Raw genomic sequence first — 18,918 nt, forward strand, 5'->3', positions numbered from 1 at the left:
GTTTGACGCTTTGATTTGCGTCGGAGGATAGACCCGCGCTGCGCGCGCCCTTCGGGTAGATAGGTCCATCCATGGCGGCCACCCCCCGCAAGCGGGGACCCCCGACCGCCAGCGCAGGCGACAGGCGCCTGCTTTGCGCGGCGCTACAGCGCCGCGATGCTGAGAGCCAAAAAGGCGGGGTGCAGGCTGCTTGCGCGCTTGCGGGACAGCGGGGGCGATCAAATCACCTTTCGCAAACGGCCGACGCAGGGCGGCGATCAGGCCGCGTGGCTTTGGGTCAGGTTGGCACGGGAGCATCCTCGCGCAGTAGGCCCTTGGCTTTCAGATCGGCCCAGAACGCGGCCGGGATCGGGTGGCTGAACCATGCAAGGTTTTGCTGCAACTGCTGCACGTTGCGGGTGCCTGCGATGAAGGATGGGATCGCAGGATGGGCTGTGACGAATTGCAGGGCTGCGGCGGCGAGCGGGACATTATGGGTGGCGCAGACGGCTTCGATCTTGGCGACTTTATCCATGATTGCGGCGGGGGCGGGGGCGTAGTTGTATTTGGCACCCGGCTTGGCTCCGGTGGCGAGGATGCCGGAGTTGAAGCCGCCGCCGACCAGAACAGCCGCGCCGCGCGCTACGCAGAGCGGCAGGAAGGCGTCTAGCGCGTCTTGTTCAAGCAGGGTGTAGCGGCCCGCCAAAAGGAAAGCGTCAAAATCGCGTTGTTCCAGGGCGGCATGGCAGACCTGCCATTCGTTCACGCCCACGCCAATGGCTTTCAGCGCACCTTGATCGCGCAGGCTGGCAAGGGCGCGATAGCAGCCGTCCATCGCTTGTTTGAACACCTCGGGCTGCTCGGAACCACGGGTGAACACGTCAATGTCGTGGATAAACATGATGTCGATATGTTCGAGTGCCAAGCGTTGCAGGCTGTCTTCAAACGCCCGCATGGTGCCGTCATAGGAATAGTCAAATTGCAGAGTGAATGGGGCGGCGTTGACCCAAGGCGCGAAGTCGATATCGGCGCGGCGCGCGGGTTTCAATAGGCGGCCAACCTTCGACGCCAGCACGAAATCATCGCGGTTTTTCCAGCGCAGGGCTTGCGCGGTGCGGGCCTCTGACAGGCCGTGGCCATACATTGGGGCGGTGTCAAACATGCGAATGCCTGCGTCCCATGCGGTGTCAAACATCGCGGTGGCGGTGGCTTCATCCATCTCGGCCAGAAAATTGCCCAAGGGGGCGGTGCCGAATCCGAAGGCGGTCACGTCCAGATTGGTGCGGCCGAATTTGCGCTTTTGGGTCGGGAGCATGGGCGTGTTCCTGTTGTTAGTAACTGTTTGGTTATTTATACGGCTGATTTTTTGTGCTGCAAGCCTGTTTAAGGGCTTTACGTGATTTTTCGGTCTTGACCGGGGTGGGGTTGGCTCAATAATGTAACCAGATAGTTACTAATGGGGCGCAAGATGTATCTGACCGAGACTCACCTTCAGGTGCGCGACATGGCGCGGGACTTTGCCGATCAGGTGATCCGCCCAGTGGCCGAAGAACTGGACCGCGAGGAGAAGTTTCCGGCGGAACTGTATGGCGAGATGGCGAAGCTGGGGCTGTTCGGCATCGGCGTGCCGGAGGCTTTGGGCGGGCCGGGGTTTGATACGCTGACCTATGCGTTGGTGATGGAAGAATTGTCGCGCGGCTATGCTTCTGTGGCGGATCAGTGTGGGCTGTTGGAGTTGATCTCGACCTTGCTGGTGCGGCATGGCACGGCGGCGCAGCAGGCGCTGTTGGACGATATACTGGCGATGCGCACCAAGGTTGCTTATTGCATCACCGAACCCGAGGCCGGGACCGATGTGTCGGGTATTCGCACCACGGCCGTGGCGGATGGTGATGGCTGGGTGTTGAACGGCGGCAAAATCTGGATCCATAACGCGCCGGTGGCGGATTTGGGCTTTGTGCTGGCGCGCACGGATAAGGATGCGGGCAATCGCGGCATGTCGATTTTCATCGTCGATCTGCATGCGGCGGGGGTCACGCGCGGGCCGAAAGAGCACAAGATGGGGCAGCGGGCCTCGCAGGTCGGCGGGCTTGATTTCAAGGACGTGCGGCTGGGGGCCGGGGCGCTGCTGGGAGAGGCTGGGCGCGGCTTTCACATGATGATGAGCGTGCTGGACAAGGGTCGGGTGGGAATTGCGTCCTTGGCCGTGGGGATCGGGCAGGCAGGGTTGGAAGCGGCGGTGGATTATGCCGGGCAGCGGCGGCAGTTCGGCAAGACCATCTCGGAGTTTCAGGGCGTGCAGTGGCTGTTGGCGGATATGGCCAAGGACATTGAGGCGGCGCGGCTCTTGGTGCAATCGGCGGCGGTGAAGATCGACCGGGGCGAGGATGCCACCAAGGCGTGCTCGATGGCGAAATGTTTTGCCGGGGATATGGCGGTGGCGCGCACAGCAGATGCGGTGCAGGTGTTTGGCGGCTCGGGCTATATTCGGGGGTTCGAGGTGGAGCGGCTGTATCGCGATGCCAAGATCACCCAGATTTATGAGGGCACGCAGCAGATCCAGCGGATGATTATCGCGCGCGAACTCTTGAAGAAGGGCGCGCGGGCATGAGCGTCTCGGGTATGAGGCCGGTGGCATTGGTCACGGGATCGTCGCGCGGCATTGGTTTGGCTGCAGCGAAGGCGCTGGCTTTGCAGGGTTTCGCGGTGGCGGTGAATGGGCCTGTTGATGACGCGGAGTTGCGGGCAGCTGTGGTGGAGGTTTCCGCGCTGGGGCCCTGCGTGGCGGCGGCGTTTGATGTGACGGATCTTGCCGGGCATGACGCGGCTTTGGTTGCGGTTGAGGCAGCTTTGGGGTCGCTGACGACGCTGGTGAACAATGCGGGCGTGGGGGTGCTGTCGCGCGGCGATTTGCTGGAGGTGTCCGAGGCGAGTTGGGACCGATGTATGGGCGTGAATGCCAAGGCTGCGTTCTTTCTGGCGCAGGCTTTTGCCAAGCGGGTGTTGGGGCGGGCGCGGAATGAAATGGTTTTTCACTCTATCGTCAACGTGACCTCCTCTAATGCTGTGGCGGTGGCGGTGCAGCGCTCGGAATATTGCGCCAGCAAGGCGGCGGCGGCGATGGTGTCCAAGGCGTTGGCGGTGCGGCTGGGGCAGGAGAATATCGCGGTTTACGATGTGCAGCCGGGGCTGATTGCCACCGAGATGACTGCCCCGGTGATCGAGATGTATCGCAAACGCGCCGAAGATGGGCTGACGCTGTTTCCGCGCGTGGGCACGCCTGAGGAAATCGGCGCGATCATCGCTTCGCTTGCCAGTGGCAAGTTGCCCTATACCACCGGACAGGTGATTTCGGCGGATGCCGGGATGCTTGTTCCTCGATTTTGAGGTGCGACGATGAAGATTTCTTTGCCTGACCAGACTGGCCGGATGGTTGATTACGCGTTGACTGGCACGCCGATCGCTGCGGCGACACTGGGGGCCAATCCGGCGCGGGTGGTCTATTCGGCGGCGCATGTGGTGGCTGATCCGTTTACCGGGAATGACCCGTCGGGACGGGCCTCGGTGGATTGGGGTAAGACCATGGAGTTCCGCCGGTATCTCGCGGGCATGGGGCTGGGGATTGCCGAGGCGATGGACACGGCGCAGCGCGGCATGGGGTTGGATTGGCCGGGGGCGTTGGAGTTGATCCGGCGCACGAAGGCGGAGTTGCCGGAGGCTTTGGTCGCCAATGGCTGTGGCACCGATCATTTGCCGCCGGGAGACTATACGCTGGATCAGGTGCGGGCGGCGTATCTAAGCCAAGTCGAGGCCGTTCAGACGCTGGGCGGACGGATCATTCTGATGGCGTCGCGCGCGCTTGTGAAGGCGGCGAAAGGACCAGAAGATTACATCAGGGTCTATTCCGATGTGCTGGCGGCCTGCGATCATCCGGTGGTGTTGCACTGGCTGGGCGAGATGTTTGACCCAAGCTTGGCGGGGTATTGGGGGGCGGTGACGTTCGAGGAGGCCTTGGAAACCGCGTTGGCGGTGATCAATGGCAATATCGCCAAGGTGGATGGCATCAAGATATCGCTGCTAGACAAGGACAAGGAAGTCCAGATGCGCCGCCGCCTGCCTGCGGGGGTGAAGATGTATACTGGCGATGATTTCAACTATCCGGAACTGATTGAGGGCGACGCAGCGGGCTATTCCCACGCGCTGCTGGGGATTTTTGATCCGCTGGCCCCGGCTGCTGCCTATGCGGTGCAACGCTTGGGTGAGGGCGATGCGCAAAGCTTCCGTGCGACTCTGGACCCGACGGTGCCACTGGCGCGGTTGATCTTTCGCGCGCCGACGCAGTTTTACAAAACCGGTGTGGTGTTTCTGGCCTGGCTCAACGGCTTTCAGGACCATTTCATCATGCTGAACGGCGCGCAGGCGATGCGGCCATTGCCCTATTTCACCGAAGTGTTCCGGCTTGCGGATGGCTGCGGCCTGCTGCGCGACCCGGATATGGCGGTAGAGCGGATGAAGAAACTTCTCGGCGTGTATGGCGCATGATGAGGGACTTCACGAATGACCACTCGGCCCTTGCGCTGAATACTGCAAGCTTGGGCCACAACCTTGAAGGCAAGGGGGCCGGGTGGTCGCCAGAACAAGTGATTGACGCCTGTGCCGCGCGCGGTTTTGGCGGAATTGTGTTCTGGCGGCGCGAAATTGGCGGGCGGGCGATTGAAATCGGCAATCAAGCGCGGGCGGCGGGGCTGGAGGTGGTTGGCCTGTGCCGATCGCCGTTTCTGGTCGGGCCGATGGCCCCGAAGGGCCGCGCGGCGGTTATGGATGATTTCTGCGCCTCGATAGACATGGCTGCTGGACTTCAGGCCAAGGTCTTGACGATTGTGGTCGGCGGGGTCGAGCCCGGCAGCAAAGGTGTTGGCGAAAGTCTGAAACTGGTGGCGGATCGGGTGGCCGAGGCCGCCCCCTATGCGGCGGCGCGTGGGGTGAAACTGGCGCTGGAGCCGTTGAACCCGGTCTATGCTGGCAACAGGTCTTGCCTGACGACGACGCGCGATGCCTTAGATATTTGCGATGCGATTGGCGCGCCAAATGTCGGCGTGGCGATTGATGTCTATCACGTCTGGTGGGACACCGATCTTGCCCGCCAGTTGGCCCGCGCAGGGGAACGGATTTACGGCTATCACCTGTGCGATTGGCTGGCCGACACCCAAGACGTTTTACTGGATCGCGGCATGATGGGCGATGGCGTGGCTGACTTGCGCGCGATCCGCGCGCAGATTGAAGCGGCGGGCTATGATGGTGCCTGCGAGGTTGAGCTGTTCAGCGCTGGCAACTGGTGGCAGCGTCGCCCGGACGACGTGTTGGATGTTATGGTGGAACGGTTTCGGTCGATTTGTTGACGACAGGCGGGAGGGACGGAGGTTTTGCCACCATCCTATGGAGGCTTTTTTGTTCAGCGATGCGTTCCGCCGCGAGGTGTTTAGACAACTGCGATATTTCTCGCCAGTTTGTCCGCAGATCAGGCAAACCGGGCGGCAAACTGATCCTGCGGCCCATCACAAATTTCAGGCCATCCGCGCTGAGTTCGCCCGCTGCCATTTCTTGGTTAGAGCGGCGATAGAACAGCACAATGGCAAAGCCCCGCACCACGAGGGCCAGCAGGATGACAGCACCGGGAATCGAAGAGCAAGATGGGGTCTGCGGGGCCGGGTGGTCTGCTTGCGCTTGATACATGTCGCGAACAAAGCTATGGCCTCAAAGCTCTGACTTTGTGCGGAACCTGATCATACCGCATTTTGACCCTGCGGCGCGCTGGGGCGGCCCTTGACGGACAGGGCGGTGTTTCACAATAGTGTGACGCTGTTCGACCAATGGCTACGCAGAAAAAGGAGGCCAGATGAGCAAACTTCGCACCGATCATAGCCAATGGGATGAAAGTGCGCTGCGGAGAGCGGTCGATTCGGCGGGTATCGCTCTGTGGTCCTGGAACGTCGACACCGACGACTTCGATATGGACGAGCGCGGCTTTGCATTATGGTCTGTCGCACCGCATGAAGATCTGACCTTCGAGCATCTCTCAGAAAAAGTGCACCCCGCGGACCGAGACCGTGTGCGCGCTGCCTTTTTGGCGACGCGGGCGATTGTGGGCCCCTACGAGATTGATTTTCGGACACTGATTGGCAAAAAGGTCCGCTGGATCTCTGCGCGCGGCACAGGGAGCGATGAAAATATCGTCAGGCGGGTCGTGATGGGGGTTTTCCTTGATGTGACCGGTCGCAAACAGGCCGAGGAAAGCAGCGAACTTCTGGCGGGCGAAATGAGCCATCGGGTGAAGAACCTTCTGACCATCGCTTCCGGGTTGGCGCGGATCACATCGCGATCTTCGTCGAACGTCACAGATATGGCAGCACAATTGACGCATCGGTTGACGGCTTTGGGCCGGGCACATGATCTCGTGCGACCTTTGCCGGGCAGCCAAGGCGACGCAGCTTTACTGGGCGATATCTTCTCTGTTTTGCTGGCACCCTATGATGACAAAGGGGCCTTCGCTGGCCGTATTCGGATCGCCGTTCCCAGGATGGGGGTGGGCGAGGCCGCTGCTGCCTCACTGGCGTTGGTGGTGCATGAACTTGCGACGAACTCGTTGAAATACGGGGCACTTTCGTCGGATGAAGGTTTGCTGGATGTGTCTGGTTGCGTTGTGGCTGACAAGGTTCGCATCATTTGGACCGAGCATGGTGGCCCAGAGGTTGCACCGCCGTCAGAGGGGCAGGAAGGCTATGGCAGCAAGCTGGTTCGCAATACCGTCCAAGGCGCGCTGGGGGGGTCCATCAACTATGAATGGTCAAAGGCCGGAGCGCTTGTCACCCTGGAAGTAAAAGCGGAACTTCTTGCGGCGTAGGAGAAGAAACCAAGCGGTGTATCGAGGCGCCAACAATTCGGTGACGGTCGTCGGCCCCGCCGGATTGCCTGTCTGAATTTGGCTTGCGGTCGCGGTCGGCCGCTACGGTGCATTCGAATGGTGGTATTCGGGTGGGTCTTGCTGGCGCGGCGCTGCAACCGCACAGGTTGGCGTTCTGACCGAGGCAATAACAAAGCTCTTATCAGCTCAAGCTGAACCAAGCCCTTAATTTTCGGCGGTGAAACCCTTGGGAATGCGGCGGCCCTGGTCAACTGATAGGCCGGCGTCCTGTAACAAGTCATGGGCCATAGCATCCGCATTCGGCCCGGTATCCAAGATCTGTTGCCAGATTTGGCGGACGGCGGGCGCAATTCGCGGCTCTGCTACAGCGCGTGCTGTGTGAAGCCAGATCGTCAAACCATCGCTACTATCATACTCTCTTTTCTTACGCAGGGCTGCGATTTTTGTCTGGGCGGTGCTGACAAATGTTGCGATGGCCGAGGGGGACCAGTCGCACAACTCATGCAGATTTTTCCCGAGGGCAAGATAAGTGGCGGCCCAAAACTGTGCAGCGGCGGCATGGCTGTCCACAATATGCGGTTTCGCCGCTGCTAATCTGTCCGACAGGGCTTGCGCCTCTTCAACAAGGGTGGCTGTGGCTTTTTCTAGCTTCCATGCGTTGAACATTGCGTCCTCCTTTCAAACTTATGAAGGACGCCGCCCCAAAAGGGAAACCACGTTTGGAGTTGGATATACTCACAGGCATTCTCGCGGAGCAGAGGTCTGGCTTCGCTACACGCATTTGCACCTTGGATTGCATTCACGACTTCTGGAACAACACCATGTTTATGAGGCCGTCAGAGTGAGTTCTTCCAGGCGACACCCCGGCTGCTGTGGGTGCATCCTTCATGCAACATCTGCCATTTCTGTCAGCTGGTCATTCTGCGCGTTCTCTTCCGTATTGGTTCTGGTTATTCACAGACCGGCTGATCTGTGCCGATCTGCTGACGGCGTGGTTGCCGACAACATGTGGTTCTGATCCAGTCACGGTTCTGCGGTGGATTGGTCGAGGTGAAGTCATGAACAGAGCGGAACTTGTGGAATCCTGGCCAGAACCGGCAACTGCTGATGCGCGTCAAAGCGTCTTGGGCAGCGATCTTGTGATCGAGGGGGATGTGGTTTCAGTGGGTCCGGTCGAAGTCCAAGGCAAGGTGATCGGTTTGCTGCGCGCGCCGAAAATTGGGGTGACCCAGTCAGGCAGCATAGATGGGACTGTGCAGGCGCTTGACCTCTCGGTCCTGGGCTCTGTTTCCGGGATCATTTCAGCGCGTCAGGTCTCCTTGTCCGCCAGTGCTGTTGTTCATGCCGATGTCAGGCATGAACGGATCGCCATCGAATCCGGGGCGCAGATTGAAGGCAAACTGCAACGCAAGTTGTGATACGTCTCAACGCTTTCTGCCCCTCGGCTGGTTGCAACGAGACTGAGTTTATTGATGATCAGCCAATCGTCTTTCCTTCAGAGATGGGCTGGGATTAAACAAAAAGCTGTGATCACTTTCATGGCGGTTACGCCGCGATAGGCATTGGCCGCAGGCGCAGATCTATGTGTTGCAGCCACTATCGGCCAAGGCGCAGGCCGACGCCCGGATCATTTTGACGACTGGCGACTACAACGAATGGCCACGGTCTTGCTTCGGCACGCATTTCGTCGGGATCGAGATGATGGCGCAGGCCGAACATATCACCAGCATTGGTTACCATATTGCTGGTGATCCGTGGCGATCAGTTCGACCCTGTCGTGGTCAACGCCAAGTGGTTGACGCATCTGGGTGATGCGGGCGATGTCTTTGCGCTGTTGCTGAACCGCTTGCTGAACAAGGCGCGGCAGTTTGGAGCGGGCAATATTCGTCTGTTTTGAAACGCTACCAATGCCTGCAGGTTTGGCAGCGTGGATAGAGCTGTCACACCGCTGTCGCTATCCAGAGCTTACTCTGGCCCCGTCAATAGGTCGCAATCGCGGGGGTAATGCTTGCTCTACCAGGCCCTGTTCCTTTCCGACACCCATCTTGGCACGCGGGGTTGTCAGGCAGAGATGCTGCTGGAGTTCCTGGCAGAGCATGAGGCTGAGTCGATTTATCTGGTGGGCGATATTGTCGATGGCTGGCAGTTGCGGCGCGATTGGCATTGGCCGCAGGCACATAATGATGTGGTGCAGGCCCTGCTTGCCAAGGCGCATGATGGCACACGTATAATTTTCATTCCCGGTAACCATGACGAATGGCTGCGGTCATATTTCGGTACGCACTTCGGCGGCATCGAAGTGATGGCATCGGCTGTGCACATAACTGCGGATGGCCGTCGGTTTCTGGTGACGCATGGCGATCAGTTCGACTCTATCGTGGTGAACGCCAAGTGGTTGGCGCATCTGGGCGACAGGGCATATGTCTTCGCGCTTTGGCTGAATCTTTGGCTGAACAAGACGCGACGCTTGTGGGGCGGGCAGTACTGGTCGCTGTCTAACTGGGCGAAGCAGCAGGTCAAGCAAGCGGTTAGTTTCATCAGCGAATATGAAAAAGTTCTGGTGAACGAGGCGCGGTCTGGCGGTTACGACGGGATCATCTGCGGCCATATACACAGCGCCCATATCTGCAAGATCGGCGGCATCGACTACGTGAACACCGGCGATTGGGTGGAAAGCTGCACCGCCGTCGGCGAGCGGGCGGACGGCTCACTGCATCTGATCGACTGGGCCGCGATCAAACGCCGCCAGAAGTTGTTTCAGGACGCGAGGTCGGGTGATCCCGCCCTCACCAAACTCCGCGAGAAACGCAAGAAGAAAAGAGAGATTGCGTAAGCCATGACCGATACATCGACAATTGAAGACCAGTTGGGCGCGGCAGTTCACCAGAACACGGCGCTAAGCCAGACCGGAATGCTGGAGCGGTTATTCTCGCGGTTGTTTCATGGGCTGGTCTATCCGCAGATCTGGGAAGACCCAGTTGTGGATATGGCGGCGCTGCAGATCCGGCCTTCGGATAATCTCATCTGCATCGCTTCGGGCGGCTGCAATGTGATGTCTTATCTTTCCGCCAGACCCAATTCGATCATAGCGGTCGACCTTTCCCCCGCGCATGTTGCTTTGGGACGGTTGAAACTGGCGGCGGCGCAGCATCTGCCGGATCAGGCGCAGTTCTATGATTTTTTCGGGCGAGCGGATCTTGCAGGAAATATCGCTGCCTATGACCAGTTCATCGCAGGCCATCTTGACCCTGCAACGCGGGAGTTCTGGGAAAGCCGCCGCATGGGGCGACGCCGGATCACCATGTTTCAGCGAGGCTTCTACCGCTTTGGGGTGCTGGGTCGGTTCCTTGGCATGACTCATCTGGTGGCCCGTCTGGGCCGGGTCGATTTCAGCATGTTGCTGAACGCAGCCACCTTGGCTGATCAGCAGCGGTTCTTCGATACGAAGGTTGCGCCTTTGTTCGAAATGCGGCTTGTCAAATATCTCGCAAAGCGGCGCGCATCGCTGTTCGGGCTGGGAATACCGCCCGCGCAGTATGACAAGCTGGCCGCGGATGGCGGAGGTGATGTGATCCCGGTGCTGCGCGAACGTGTGCGCAAACTGATGTGCGATTTCCCCATCACTGAAAACTACTTCGCTTGGCAGGCGTTTAACCGTGGCTACGCGCGGACAGATAACCCCTCAGTCCCACCGTATTTAGAGCCGGCCAATTTCGCAGCGATTCGCAGCCACGCTAGCCGTGTGCGAGTGGTCAATCGGTCACTGACCGATCTGCTGGCGGAAGCCGTGGCCAAGTCCAAGGATTGCTACGTCTTGCTGGATGCACAGGATTGGATGAATGACTCACAGTTGAACGCTCTTTGGCAACAGATCAGCCGCACGGCTGCCCCCGGAGCGCGGGTGATTTTCCGCACTGGCGGTCATGCCGATATTTTGCCGGGCCGGGTGGAACCTACGATCCTTGCTGGATGGAGCTATGACAGCGCAGCCTCGGCCACAGGGTTTGCAAACGATCGATCAGCGATCTACGGCGGGTTTCATGTTTATCGACGCAAAGGCTAGGGTGATGACCGAACAAAGCTTGTCCCACGCCGAATTGATGGATGAAACCTATCGCTATCAGCGCCTGATTTATGATGTGACACGGCGGTTTTTCTTGCTGGGGCGTGATCACCTGATCAACACGCTGAACCCCGGCAAGGACGCGCGCATTCTTGAAGTCGCTTGCGGCACCGGCCGCAATCTTGCGATGATATCGAAACGTTACCCGGATTGTGCGCTCTACGGGCTGGATATTTCCGATGAAATGCTTCGAACAGCCCGCGACAAGTTGGGCTTGCGCGCGACGCTCGTCAAAGCAGATGCCTGCAAGTTTGAAGCTGAGCAGATGTTTGGCACTGTGCAGTTTGACCGAATTATTTTGTCTTACTCGGTGTCGATGATCCCGGACTGGCAAGCGGCCCTGGAGACCGCCGTTCGACATCTGTCCCCTGGTGGGCAGTTGCATGTGGTTGATTTTGGCGATCAGTCAGGATTGCCGTTGTGGTTTCGCAGCATTCTTCTGCGATGGCTTGCAAAGTTCCATGTTGCCCCCCGCGTTGATTTGACTGCAGTTCTGGCAGAGATTGCTACCAAGCAAGGTGGCAAAGTGGTCTGTCACGGCCGCCTGCGCGGATATGTCCAGCATGGTGTGCTGACCAAAGCCATCAAACAGCGCCTGTAGAACCGCAGATTCCAAAGGGGTAGAGCCTAGCCTTTGCCGTCCTGTCGTTACTCTCTATTGGTGTGACCCCACCATACCATTGGATCTGTCGTGGTTTGGGGCCGCTGCTTTGATAGCGTAGTGTTTAGCAGAGGCGATGAGCTAGCTGAAGGCGCCCCCATCGCCTTGTGCCTGCGGATGAAAAAATGGGGGCGACGACCAGCGTGGGCGTCTGATTGAGTGCGCGAAGCATGGGTTGAGCACCGTCACCTATGCCAGAGCAGCCCTTTGCGGTTCCTTATGACGGCAGCCTGACCGTCGCCGAATGGCTGATCGCTGGCCGGGACTACGATGTCGACGGGTTCCGGGAAGTGTTGAAAGACAAGGGGATACGTCCCAGCCATCACTGGCCGGAAGTCTCGTGGAAAGACCGTCCTTTGCGACAAACGGCGCTACAAGCGCGCAACTGGATCGAGATCATGTTCGCCCGCCTGAAGGACTGGCGCCGCATTGCAACACGCGGCGACGTGCGCGCGAAGGTCTTCCTCTCCGCCATCACCCTCGCAGCAGCCGTCATGTTCTGGCTTTGATGAACAATGACTCTGGCGCCTAGAAAGCACGGATGACTTGGGTGAAAGTCGAGGTCATGACCAGGAGCAGCTTTAAGTTGGGATTGAACGGCCCCTCTGAGTAGGACCAGCCGGTAATCAAACGCTTATTTGGGGCACATCATGCACCCGCATTTGTATGGCTCCAGTTCGGAAGCTTTATCCATTGCTCCGTCTACGCAGATTACGCATAGTTACAGGTGTAATTTGCGAGAGCGATAAATGCATTTCTTGCTTGTGGAACAACTAAGACCTTTTTCTGTTCTGGCAGGGTTCATTGTCGTTCTTCTGATTATTGAAATCGCCTTAACCTTGCTAGGTCTATCCAGCAACATTGAGATTGATGGTGCAGATCATGGCCTGGAGTTTGAGCATGATTTTGATCCGCAGCTAGACCTGCAGCCCGGCGGACTTCATGAAGGGCTGATGACGGCGCATGAGCTCGCGACGCTGGACCTTCCGCCCGCCAGAATTCAGTCGCTGCAAAGTGCTGGTCCATCACTTGCAAGCCGGTTGATGCGGTTGGTCGGCATTGGCCGTGGCCCATTGCTTGTTTCGTTGACCTGCATCGCGGCAGGCGTGTCAGCTTGTGGATACTTTCTGCAGTTGGCGTTGCAGGGCTTGGTTGGCGCGATGCTTCCTGCTGGCATTGCCTTTGTAATTGTGGTCATTCCCGGCCTTTTGCTCGGCGGGCGACTGGCAGCTGTTGCGGCGCGGATGATCCCGTCGTTCGAATCCCATGCGATCTCAGGGCAGACATATAATGGTCGCCGCGGCCATATCGTGATTGGCGACGCGCGGCGGGGCGAGCCCGCTCAGGTGCGCTGGTGCGATATGTATGGCACCACTCACAGCCTGATGGCAGAACCATTGCGCGATGACGAAATTATCTCGGCCGGAACAGAAGTTTTGATCGTCAAGACCCGCGAGCGGCAGCCCCGCATCATCTCTGTCAGCCAAGGCTGACGGTTGTTTAGCTGAAAGGAACCACCTGTGGATTATCTTGCTCTTCTGATTCCCGGTGCTGTCATCTTGCTGGCACTGGTGGTGCTGGGTTTTATCATGGTGCGGCTCTATCGCCGCTCCACTCAGGAAATGGCACTGGTGCGAACCGGCGCTGGTGGCCTGAAAGTTGTGATGGGAGGCGGTATCATTGTGCTGCCCGGCCTGCATGATCTGCTGCGCGTCAACATGAAAACCATGACCATAACCGTGGATGGTGGCGACGGGCTGATCACCAAGGACAGCCGCCGCGTTGATGCGGCTGCGCAGTTCTTCATCCGCGTTGCCCCTGAAATTGACGCCATCGCGCGCGCCGCACAATCGCTGGGCCAGAACACCAATGATCTGGGTGCAATCCGCAGCCTGCTGGAAGGCAAGGTGCAGGATACTATGCGTGCTATCACGGCGGGGATGGACCTGATCGAGCTGCATCAGTCGCGCGCCAGCTTCGTGCAAAAGGTGCAGCAGACGCTGAACAACGATCTCAGCCCCAACGGGCTGGAACTGGAAAGCGTCGCACTGACCAAGCTGGATGAAACCCCGATCAGCAAGCTGGATGAGAACAACACCTTCGACGTCACGGGCATGCGCGTGCGCTCGGCCATCGTCTCTGAACAGAAAAAGCAGCGTGTCGTCATCGAAGAAGATGCGGCACTGGAAATCGCACGCACGCAACAATCCAACCGCATCCAGAAGCTCGAGGTCGAGCGGGTTGAGGCTGAAGCAACCCAAACCCAGCGCATTGCCGTATCGGAGTTGGAGGCGCGGGCAGCGCGCGAGCAATCCCGCATCGCCGAAGAAACCGAGCGCCTGCGGGAAGTTGCCCGTATCGAGCGCGAGCGTGGCGTGCGCACGGCGCAGATCGAACAGGATCTTACCCTTCAGATCGCGGGACAGGAATCCAAGGCCAGCGTCGCGCTGCAATCTGAAAAGCAAAGCCGCGCCGAAGCGCAAGCGGCGCTAGCCCGTGCCGAGGCCATCACCGCCGAAGAGGCGATCAACACCGCCAAACTGACTGCGATTGCGGAGCGCGAAAAGAACATCGAGATCATTCAGGCCGAGAAAGAGGCCGAAAAGGAAGCCACTTCTGTCCGCGTCCGTGCGCGGGTCGAGCGTGAGGCGGCGGAAGATCAGGCATTGGCGATCATTGCCCGCGCCAGGGCAGAGGCTGACTCGATCAAGATTGCCGCAGTCGCCGAGCGTGAAAAGGGTGAGGCCGAAGCCTCGACCATCCGCGCCAAGGTCGAGGCCGAGAATTCTCTCTCGCCCGAGGTGATGAACTTCAAGCTGCGCCTGGCCAAGATCGAAGCGCTGCCCGCAATCATCCGCGAAATGGTGGAACCCGCGCGCCATATCCAATCCTTCCGCATCAACCAGATCACTGGCATGTCGGGCAACTCCCCCACATCTGGCGCGGGCGGTGCCGAGGGCGGAGCCGACGGTATCGTTGATCAGGTGATGTCAGGCATGCAGCGCAACGCTGTTGCCATGCCAATCCTTACCGCACTCGGCAAAGAGGTCGGCATTGATTTTACCAAAGGCATGGACGGAATAGCGGCTTCTATAGCTGACGTATCGGAGCAGGTCGAAGAGAGGTAATGTATCTAGGTTCCAGACTCATTAACTTTCACAGCCAGAAGACCACTGTGGCTGCGAGGGCGATGGCGGAGAGGAAGACGATCGGGCATCGGTCGTATCGTGTGGCGACCCGGCACCAGTCATTGAGCCTGGCCAACATGATCTCAATGCGATTGCGTCGTTTGTAGCGGCGGCGGTCGAAGCGGATCTTCTTCTTGCGGCTTTTCCGAGTGGGAATGGCTGTGTTGTGTTGATTTTCACCCAGAACTGAGCCGGTTTTTTCACCGAGAAGTGAGCCACTTCTTATTGTGGATTTCGGGTCATGCTGGGGGCAAGATGTGTGTTGTCTCCTTCTTTTTCTTGGCGGCTGACGCGGTGGCTGAACTGGCGTTGAAGCGGAAGCTGTCGTTTCCGGTCTCAATGATGTGGCAGCGGTGGGTGAACGCCTGCATTCTGGCCTGATTGCCAAAGAGCTGTGCCACCTTGGCATCGACAGGCCGCGTGAATGGATCCACGGCGAGTTGGATTGGTTGGAGCAGATCGGGGCCGTGACCCTGCTGCGCGCAGATGCCGTTGTCATCGCCATGCTGACCGAAAAAGGCGCTCGGCATTTGCGCCGTGCCATTGTCATCAAGGGCGTTGAACGTCCCAGCAGTCCGGGGGAATGATCCATGGCAATCGGGCACAGGCGTGTCTCATCCTTTGAAGCGATGCCAACCGAAGCTGAGGGCATCGTCACTTTGGCGGCAGACTCTGCATCAGACTGAGGGAACTTCCGGGGGCAGGTCACTTGGCGCACCTGAACCGCAACCAACTCTTGTAGTTCCGGCAGCGTAGAAACCAGAAACTTACGTGCGATCTCGACGGGCGAATTCACGGTCATTTGCTGTCCAAGCGCGTTGTGACTTCTTTGTAGAGCGCCTGATAAGCCTTACTGGCCGCACTGTTCGGCGCGCTGGCCATGACAGGAGCGCGGTGCACCCCCATGCGCTCGACATCGGAGGCAAATGGCACTTTTGTCTGCATGAGGCGTTTCTTGTATGCGCTGTTCATTGCGTCCATCGTCTCGACGTGTAGGCTTTTGACACCCTGAACCATGCAATAGAATCCATGCAGTTTCTTCACGGGAAGATCGTTCTGTTTGAAGAAATCGACAAGCTGCTCGAATGTGCGCTGCGAGAGGGTTGTTGGGATCACGGGGACAAGGACTGCGTCCGCTGCGCGGAATACGTTTTCAGACAAAGTCGAGATGTTGGGCGGGCAATCGAGTATGATCAGGTCATAGTCGGCTTGCACTGTATTGAGGGCCTTCTTCAGACGGGAGCGGGTATCTCGCATGCGTGACAGAAAGACATCGAAATCACGGAAACTCATATTTGCGGGCAGGATATCGAGATTGTCATAGTCGCTGCCCCGGATCGCTTTGATAAACTTCTCCACGTCGTCAAAGAAGCTTGCCTCAGTCAATTTTTTCGATGGCTTCACTCTGAAGTAGAATCCAGATGCCCCTTGGGGATCAAGATCACAAAGCAAAGTACGTTTTCCTGCCATTGCCGACGCATAGGCAAGGTTGACAGAAGCAGCCGTTTTGCCGACGCCGCCCTTGTTGGAATAGCAGGCAATGATCTTCATTTTTTGCCCTCACGCGCATGAAAGAGATTTCGGAAGGTCTCTTGCATGGCCGGTTCATTAAATTGTGCAAAGCTCTCGATGACCTTGGCGCGCTGCTCGATCTGCCGATGGTGCAAAACGGCGGTAAGCGCTCCCACGCTTTGAGCCACTGCAAGACTGACGACATTTGGCCAATCGCCTCCTTTGTGCAGAAAATCCTGGAGACTCGCCTGCTGCACAGAGCAGTCATTGAATAGCCCGAGTGCGTCCTGCAACTGTTTCAACGGCTTAATTAGGGATTTGAACTCCGATTTCGGGAAAACCGGACCAAAGAATTCCATGAGGTAGCGCAGCTTCTTGCAGTGTATGCGCAGCGCGTGCACTTCCGCATCATCTGTTTCCGGGCCAAGCTGATCTGCGGTCTTTCGGACTAAGCTGTAGCGCTTCCAGATCAGGGCGCTGGCATAGTCAAGCGCCCTCATATCAGCTTTCGGACCAGGCTTCAGTTTTTCTGGTTTGTTGAATAGTTTCTCAAGGCGTGAAATCTCCTTCTTGTAGCTTTTGCTGTGCAGATGGCGCACCAGTTTGGTGATCTCGGTTACGCGCTGTTCTGCGAACAGCTTGAACATCAAGGCTAAACCGCTGTGCTGGGATTGCGGCAGAAGGTCGTAAAACTTTTGCTTTTCAAGCAGGTAAACGTCCAGATCGCGCAGTCGGCCGGTTGGCTCCATCATCTCTGAGAACTTGGCCTTGAGCTCATCTGTCAACTGCTTGGTGTACACGCCTTTGAAAAGACTTAGAACCGAACGGATTTTGCGCAGAACAACGCGGTAATCGTGAACGAATTCGGTGTCGAGATCCCCGATCATTCCCGCTTCGTTCGCGCGTGCGACGGGAATATAGGTTGAAATAATCTTGTTAGCGGCGTCGAGCGCGGTATCCTGTGGCTCGACAATAATCTCCGGCTTGGCATTGTAAGCGAGGTGTCCGGGGAAGAGTTCCGCATAAAACCCGCCACAGCTCAGTTCAGCACCACCGCAGACCTCGATTTGTCTGCGCAGCGCTGCGACAGACCTGTCGTAGCCCCGTAGCCCCGTAGCCCCGTAGCCCCTGCAACGTGACCAAGACTGTGCCCTCGTTCCCTGTATCGGTCATAAAGCGAAGATGTGCGCGACAGTGAGTCTTCTCATCGTTGTCGAGAAGCACCAATGTTGCCCGACGCAAGGTCCCAGATCCAATGGGCAGCAGGCTACGCAACGGCGATATATCTGCCAGTGCCTGTTTGACCGGGCCATAAGGAAGATCAGCAATGAACCGCGGGTCGCGATTTGCGGATTGGGAGAGCATTTGTCCATCCGCCATGAACAGCTCAAGTGAACCGCCTGTCTCCACAAGTATCCGGCCAGAGCGCTGCAAAGACTGATCGAAGCAATCGAGTATTCTGAATACAGCCGCTCCCGCCTCCAACGTCAGCAAGGGGCTCAGTTTTCCGAAGGATGGCTCCGACAAGCGGTTCGCTGCTTCTGTTGATAAATAATAGCAGGCGCTTTCGGATTGCATGGATTGTTCTTTCGGGGTGCGAGGGTAGCTGTCGCCGTTTGCCAGATTTTTGCAAATTGCCTAAGCTTAGTCTGGCGCCAATGGGAACAGGCGACCTTAGACTGCCTGTCGTGATCGCAGACTGGGAGGCTCAGATCTTGCGGCAAGGTGCGGCATGACCGGTAAAGTTCCGGTAATCTCAGGCGCGAGGAACCAGCAAGTAGTTAGTTTATAGCTGGCAGGCAGGTCGCGGGTCAGCTACCCGACGAAATTACTGTCGTGCCCGGCTCGACTTTTTCTTGGGTTTTTCGGTCTCGACTATCGGCACTTCGACTTGAGGTTCGACGTGTACTTCTGGTTCCAGCGGTGCTGCAGCAACATCGGCAGGCGTGGCGTCATCCAGTACCGCAATCTCGGCGGTTTCCAATCCGATGCCAGAGATAAGCACTTCGCCTTCATGCGCTGCGACCAGTTCACGCATGAATCGACGTATTTCACGTGCTGCGCTGGTATCTAAACGTTCACAAAGCGTGACGAACGCATCGCGTTCACCCTTTTCTAACCGGATGACGAGCTGACTGCTCTTCTTTTTAGTTTTAGCTTCTGTCTTATGTTTTCCCATGATCACAATCTCCAAAGGTATATACCTTGTATATACACGTTTGTTGCCTAGGCAAGCACTGTTGGCCCCGACTAGCCACATTGGCTACGTCAGCTCTGTCGAACCGCTATCGCTATCCACGGCTTACTCTGGCCTCCTGCGAGCTGGGCACGCAGGCCGTCATAGCGTTCGACATTGGCCTTGGGCTCGCGGTGCAGGGCCAGTGCCTGTGGGGTATCCAGCGGCGGCCCGCCGATCACCTTGCCGTCGATCAGGCGGTGCACCAGGTTCAGCACGTGCGTCTTGGTTGGCACGCCCTCGCCCAGCGACAGTTCTACTGCGGTCAGCACGGCTTGTTCATCGTGGTGCAGCACG

At 58.0% G+C, this 18,918-nt stretch carries 19 protein-coding genes and 3 pseudogenes; 14 read left to right on the top strand and 8 right to left on the bottom strand.

Translation table 11 applies throughout. The annotated features are described in order from the left end of the window. Nucleotides 1-277 precede the first annotated feature (277 nt). On the bottom strand, nucleotides 278-1,294 hold the full coding sequence (locus U1A24_RS06020) for an aldo/keto reductase (protein ID WP_322321072.1): 1,017 nt from the start codon (nucleotides 1,292-1,294) through the stop codon (nucleotides 278-280). Between the two features lie 153 nt (nucleotides 1,295-1,447). Between U1A24_RS06020 and U1A24_RS06025 the strand changes: the two genes are divergently transcribed. From U1A24_RS06025 to U1A24_RS06040, 4 genes are read left to right on the top strand one after another with little or no spacing between them, the layout of a single operon-like run. Further along, nucleotides 1,448-2,590 carry an acyl-CoA dehydrogenase family protein gene (locus U1A24_RS06025; protein WP_322321073.1) on the top strand — a complete coding sequence of 381 codons (1,143 nt, stop codon included), beginning with the start codon at nucleotides 1,448-1,450 and terminating at the stop codon, nucleotides 2,588-2,590. Then, nucleotides 2,587-3,366, top strand: coding sequence for a 3-ketoacyl-ACP reductase (locus U1A24_RS06030; protein WP_322321074.1), 780 nt, complete (start codon nucleotides 2,587-2,589; stop codon nucleotides 3,364-3,366). The genes U1A24_RS06025 and U1A24_RS06030 overlap by 4 nt, the downstream gene beginning before the upstream one ends. A 9-nt stretch (nucleotides 3,367-3,375) precedes the next feature. Then, nucleotides 3,376-4,521, top strand: coding sequence for a dihydrodipicolinate synthase family protein (locus U1A24_RS06035; protein ID WP_322321075.1), 1,146 nt, complete (start codon nucleotides 3,376-3,378; stop codon nucleotides 4,519-4,521). Next, nucleotides 4,521-5,378, top strand: a complete 858-nt coding sequence (locus tag U1A24_RS06040) for a sugar phosphate isomerase/epimerase family protein (protein WP_322321076.1) — start codon at nucleotides 4,521-4,523, stop codon at nucleotides 5,376-5,378. The genes U1A24_RS06035 and U1A24_RS06040 overlap by 1 nt, the downstream gene beginning before the upstream one ends. Here the strand turns inward: U1A24_RS06040 and U1A24_RS06045 are convergent. Continuing rightward, entirely contained in the window at nucleotides 5,347-5,712 is a 366-nt protein-coding gene (locus U1A24_RS06045; protein WP_322321077.1) for a hypothetical protein, read from the bottom strand. The two genes, U1A24_RS06040 and U1A24_RS06045, sit on opposite strands and share 32 nt — an antisense overlap. A 163-nt stretch (nucleotides 5,713-5,875) precedes the next feature. Between U1A24_RS06045 and U1A24_RS06050 the strand changes: the two genes are divergently transcribed. Then, a complete protein-coding gene (locus U1A24_RS06050) occupies nucleotides 5,876-6,880 on the top strand; it encodes a sensor histidine kinase (RefSeq protein WP_322321078.1) in 1,005 nt (334 codons plus the stop codon). A gap of 225 nt (nucleotides 6,881-7,105) precedes the next feature. On the opposite strand, the gene U1A24_RS06055 is transcribed toward U1A24_RS06050, so the two are convergent. Beyond that, nucleotides 7,106-7,567 carry a hypothetical protein gene (locus tag U1A24_RS06055; RefSeq protein WP_322321079.1) on the bottom strand — a complete coding sequence of 154 codons (462 nt, stop codon included), beginning with the start codon at nucleotides 7,565-7,567 and terminating at the stop codon, nucleotides 7,106-7,108. A gap of 221 nt (nucleotides 7,568-7,788) precedes the next feature. Here U1A24_RS06055 and U1A24_RS06060 point away from each other — a divergent pair, with 221 nt between their 5' ends. From U1A24_RS06060 to U1A24_RS06095, 8 genes and pseudogenes are all read left to right on the top strand, one after another. After that, on the top strand, nucleotides 7,789-8,319 hold the full coding sequence (locus U1A24_RS06060; protein ID WP_322321080.1) for a polymer-forming cytoskeletal protein: 531 nt from the start codon (nucleotides 7,789-7,791) through the stop codon (nucleotides 8,317-8,319). A gap of 311 nt (nucleotides 8,320-8,630) precedes the next feature. Beyond that, nucleotides 8,631-8,798 (top strand): hypothetical protein, encoded by a 168-nt coding sequence (locus tag U1A24_RS06065; RefSeq protein ID WP_322321081.1) that lies wholly within the window; start codon nucleotides 8,631-8,633, stop codon nucleotides 8,796-8,798. Between the two features lie 111 nt (nucleotides 8,799-8,909). Then, nucleotides 8,910-9,734 carry a UDP-2,3-diacylglucosamine diphosphatase gene (locus U1A24_RS06070; protein ID WP_322321082.1) on the top strand — a complete coding sequence of 275 codons (825 nt, stop codon included), beginning with the start codon at nucleotides 8,910-8,912 and terminating at the stop codon, nucleotides 9,732-9,734. A gap of 3 nt (nucleotides 9,735-9,737) precedes the next feature. After that, a complete protein-coding gene (locus U1A24_RS06075) occupies nucleotides 9,738-10,964 on the top strand; it encodes a DUF3419 family protein (RefSeq protein WP_322321083.1) in 1,227 nt (408 codons plus the stop codon). 4 nt (nucleotides 10,965-10,968) lie between these two features. Then, on the top strand, nucleotides 10,969-11,625 hold the full coding sequence (locus U1A24_RS06080; protein ID WP_322321084.1) for a class I SAM-dependent methyltransferase: 657 nt from the start codon (nucleotides 10,969-10,971) through the stop codon (nucleotides 11,623-11,625). A gap of 287 nt (nucleotides 11,626-11,912) precedes the next feature. Beyond that, a pseudogene (locus tag U1A24_RS06085) lies at nucleotides 11,913-12,194 on the top strand (transposase); the annotation flags it as partial. 240 nt (nucleotides 12,195-12,434) lie between these two features. Beyond that, on the top strand, nucleotides 12,435-13,178 hold the full coding sequence (locus tag U1A24_RS06090) for an OB-fold-containig protein (protein ID WP_322321085.1): 744 nt from the start codon (nucleotides 12,435-12,437) through the stop codon (nucleotides 13,176-13,178). A gap of 27 nt (nucleotides 13,179-13,205) precedes the next feature. Further along, entirely contained in the window at nucleotides 13,206-14,813 is a 1,608-nt protein-coding gene (locus tag U1A24_RS06095; RefSeq protein ID WP_322321086.1) for a flotillin family protein, read from the top strand. Nucleotides 14,814-14,841: 28 nt separating this feature from the next. Here the strand turns inward: U1A24_RS06095 and U1A24_RS06100 are convergent. Next, nucleotides 14,842-15,030 (bottom strand): annotated as a pseudogene (locus tag U1A24_RS06100) (IS5/IS1182 family transposase); the annotation flags it as partial. A 187-nt stretch (nucleotides 15,031-15,217) separates the two neighbouring features. Here U1A24_RS06100 and U1A24_RS06110 point away from each other — a divergent pair. Then, a complete protein-coding gene (locus tag U1A24_RS06110) occupies nucleotides 15,218-15,460 on the top strand; it encodes a hypothetical protein (RefSeq protein WP_322321090.1) in 243 nt (80 codons plus the stop codon). A gap of 211 nt (nucleotides 15,461-15,671) precedes the next feature. Here the strand turns inward: U1A24_RS06110 and U1A24_RS06115 are convergent, their stop codons facing one another. From U1A24_RS06115 to U1A24_RS06130, 4 genes and pseudogenes are all read right to left on the bottom strand, one after another. Continuing rightward, entirely contained in the window at nucleotides 15,672-16,424 is a 753-nt protein-coding gene (locus U1A24_RS06115) for a ParA family protein (RefSeq protein WP_322321087.1), read from the bottom strand. Then, a complete protein-coding gene (locus U1A24_RS06120; RefSeq protein ID WP_416173464.1) occupies nucleotides 16,421-17,272 on the bottom strand; it encodes a CHAD domain-containing protein in 852 nt (283 codons plus the stop codon). Before U1A24_RS06120 ends, U1A24_RS06115 begins: the two co-directional genes overlap by 4 nt. Before the next feature lie 941 nt (nucleotides 17,273-18,213). After that, a complete protein-coding gene (locus tag U1A24_RS06125) occupies nucleotides 18,214-18,579 on the bottom strand; it encodes a hypothetical protein (RefSeq protein WP_322321088.1) in 366 nt (121 codons plus the stop codon). A 74-nt stretch (nucleotides 18,580-18,653) separates the two neighbouring features. Continuing rightward, nucleotides 18,654-18,918 (bottom strand): annotated as a pseudogene (locus U1A24_RS06130) (IS21 family transposase); the annotation flags it as partial.

It is taken from the genome of Cypionkella sp. (assembly GCF_034376685.1).
In the GTDB taxonomy this organism is placed as follows: Bacteria; Pseudomonadota; Alphaproteobacteria; order Rhodobacterales; family Rhodobacteraceae; genus Cypionkella.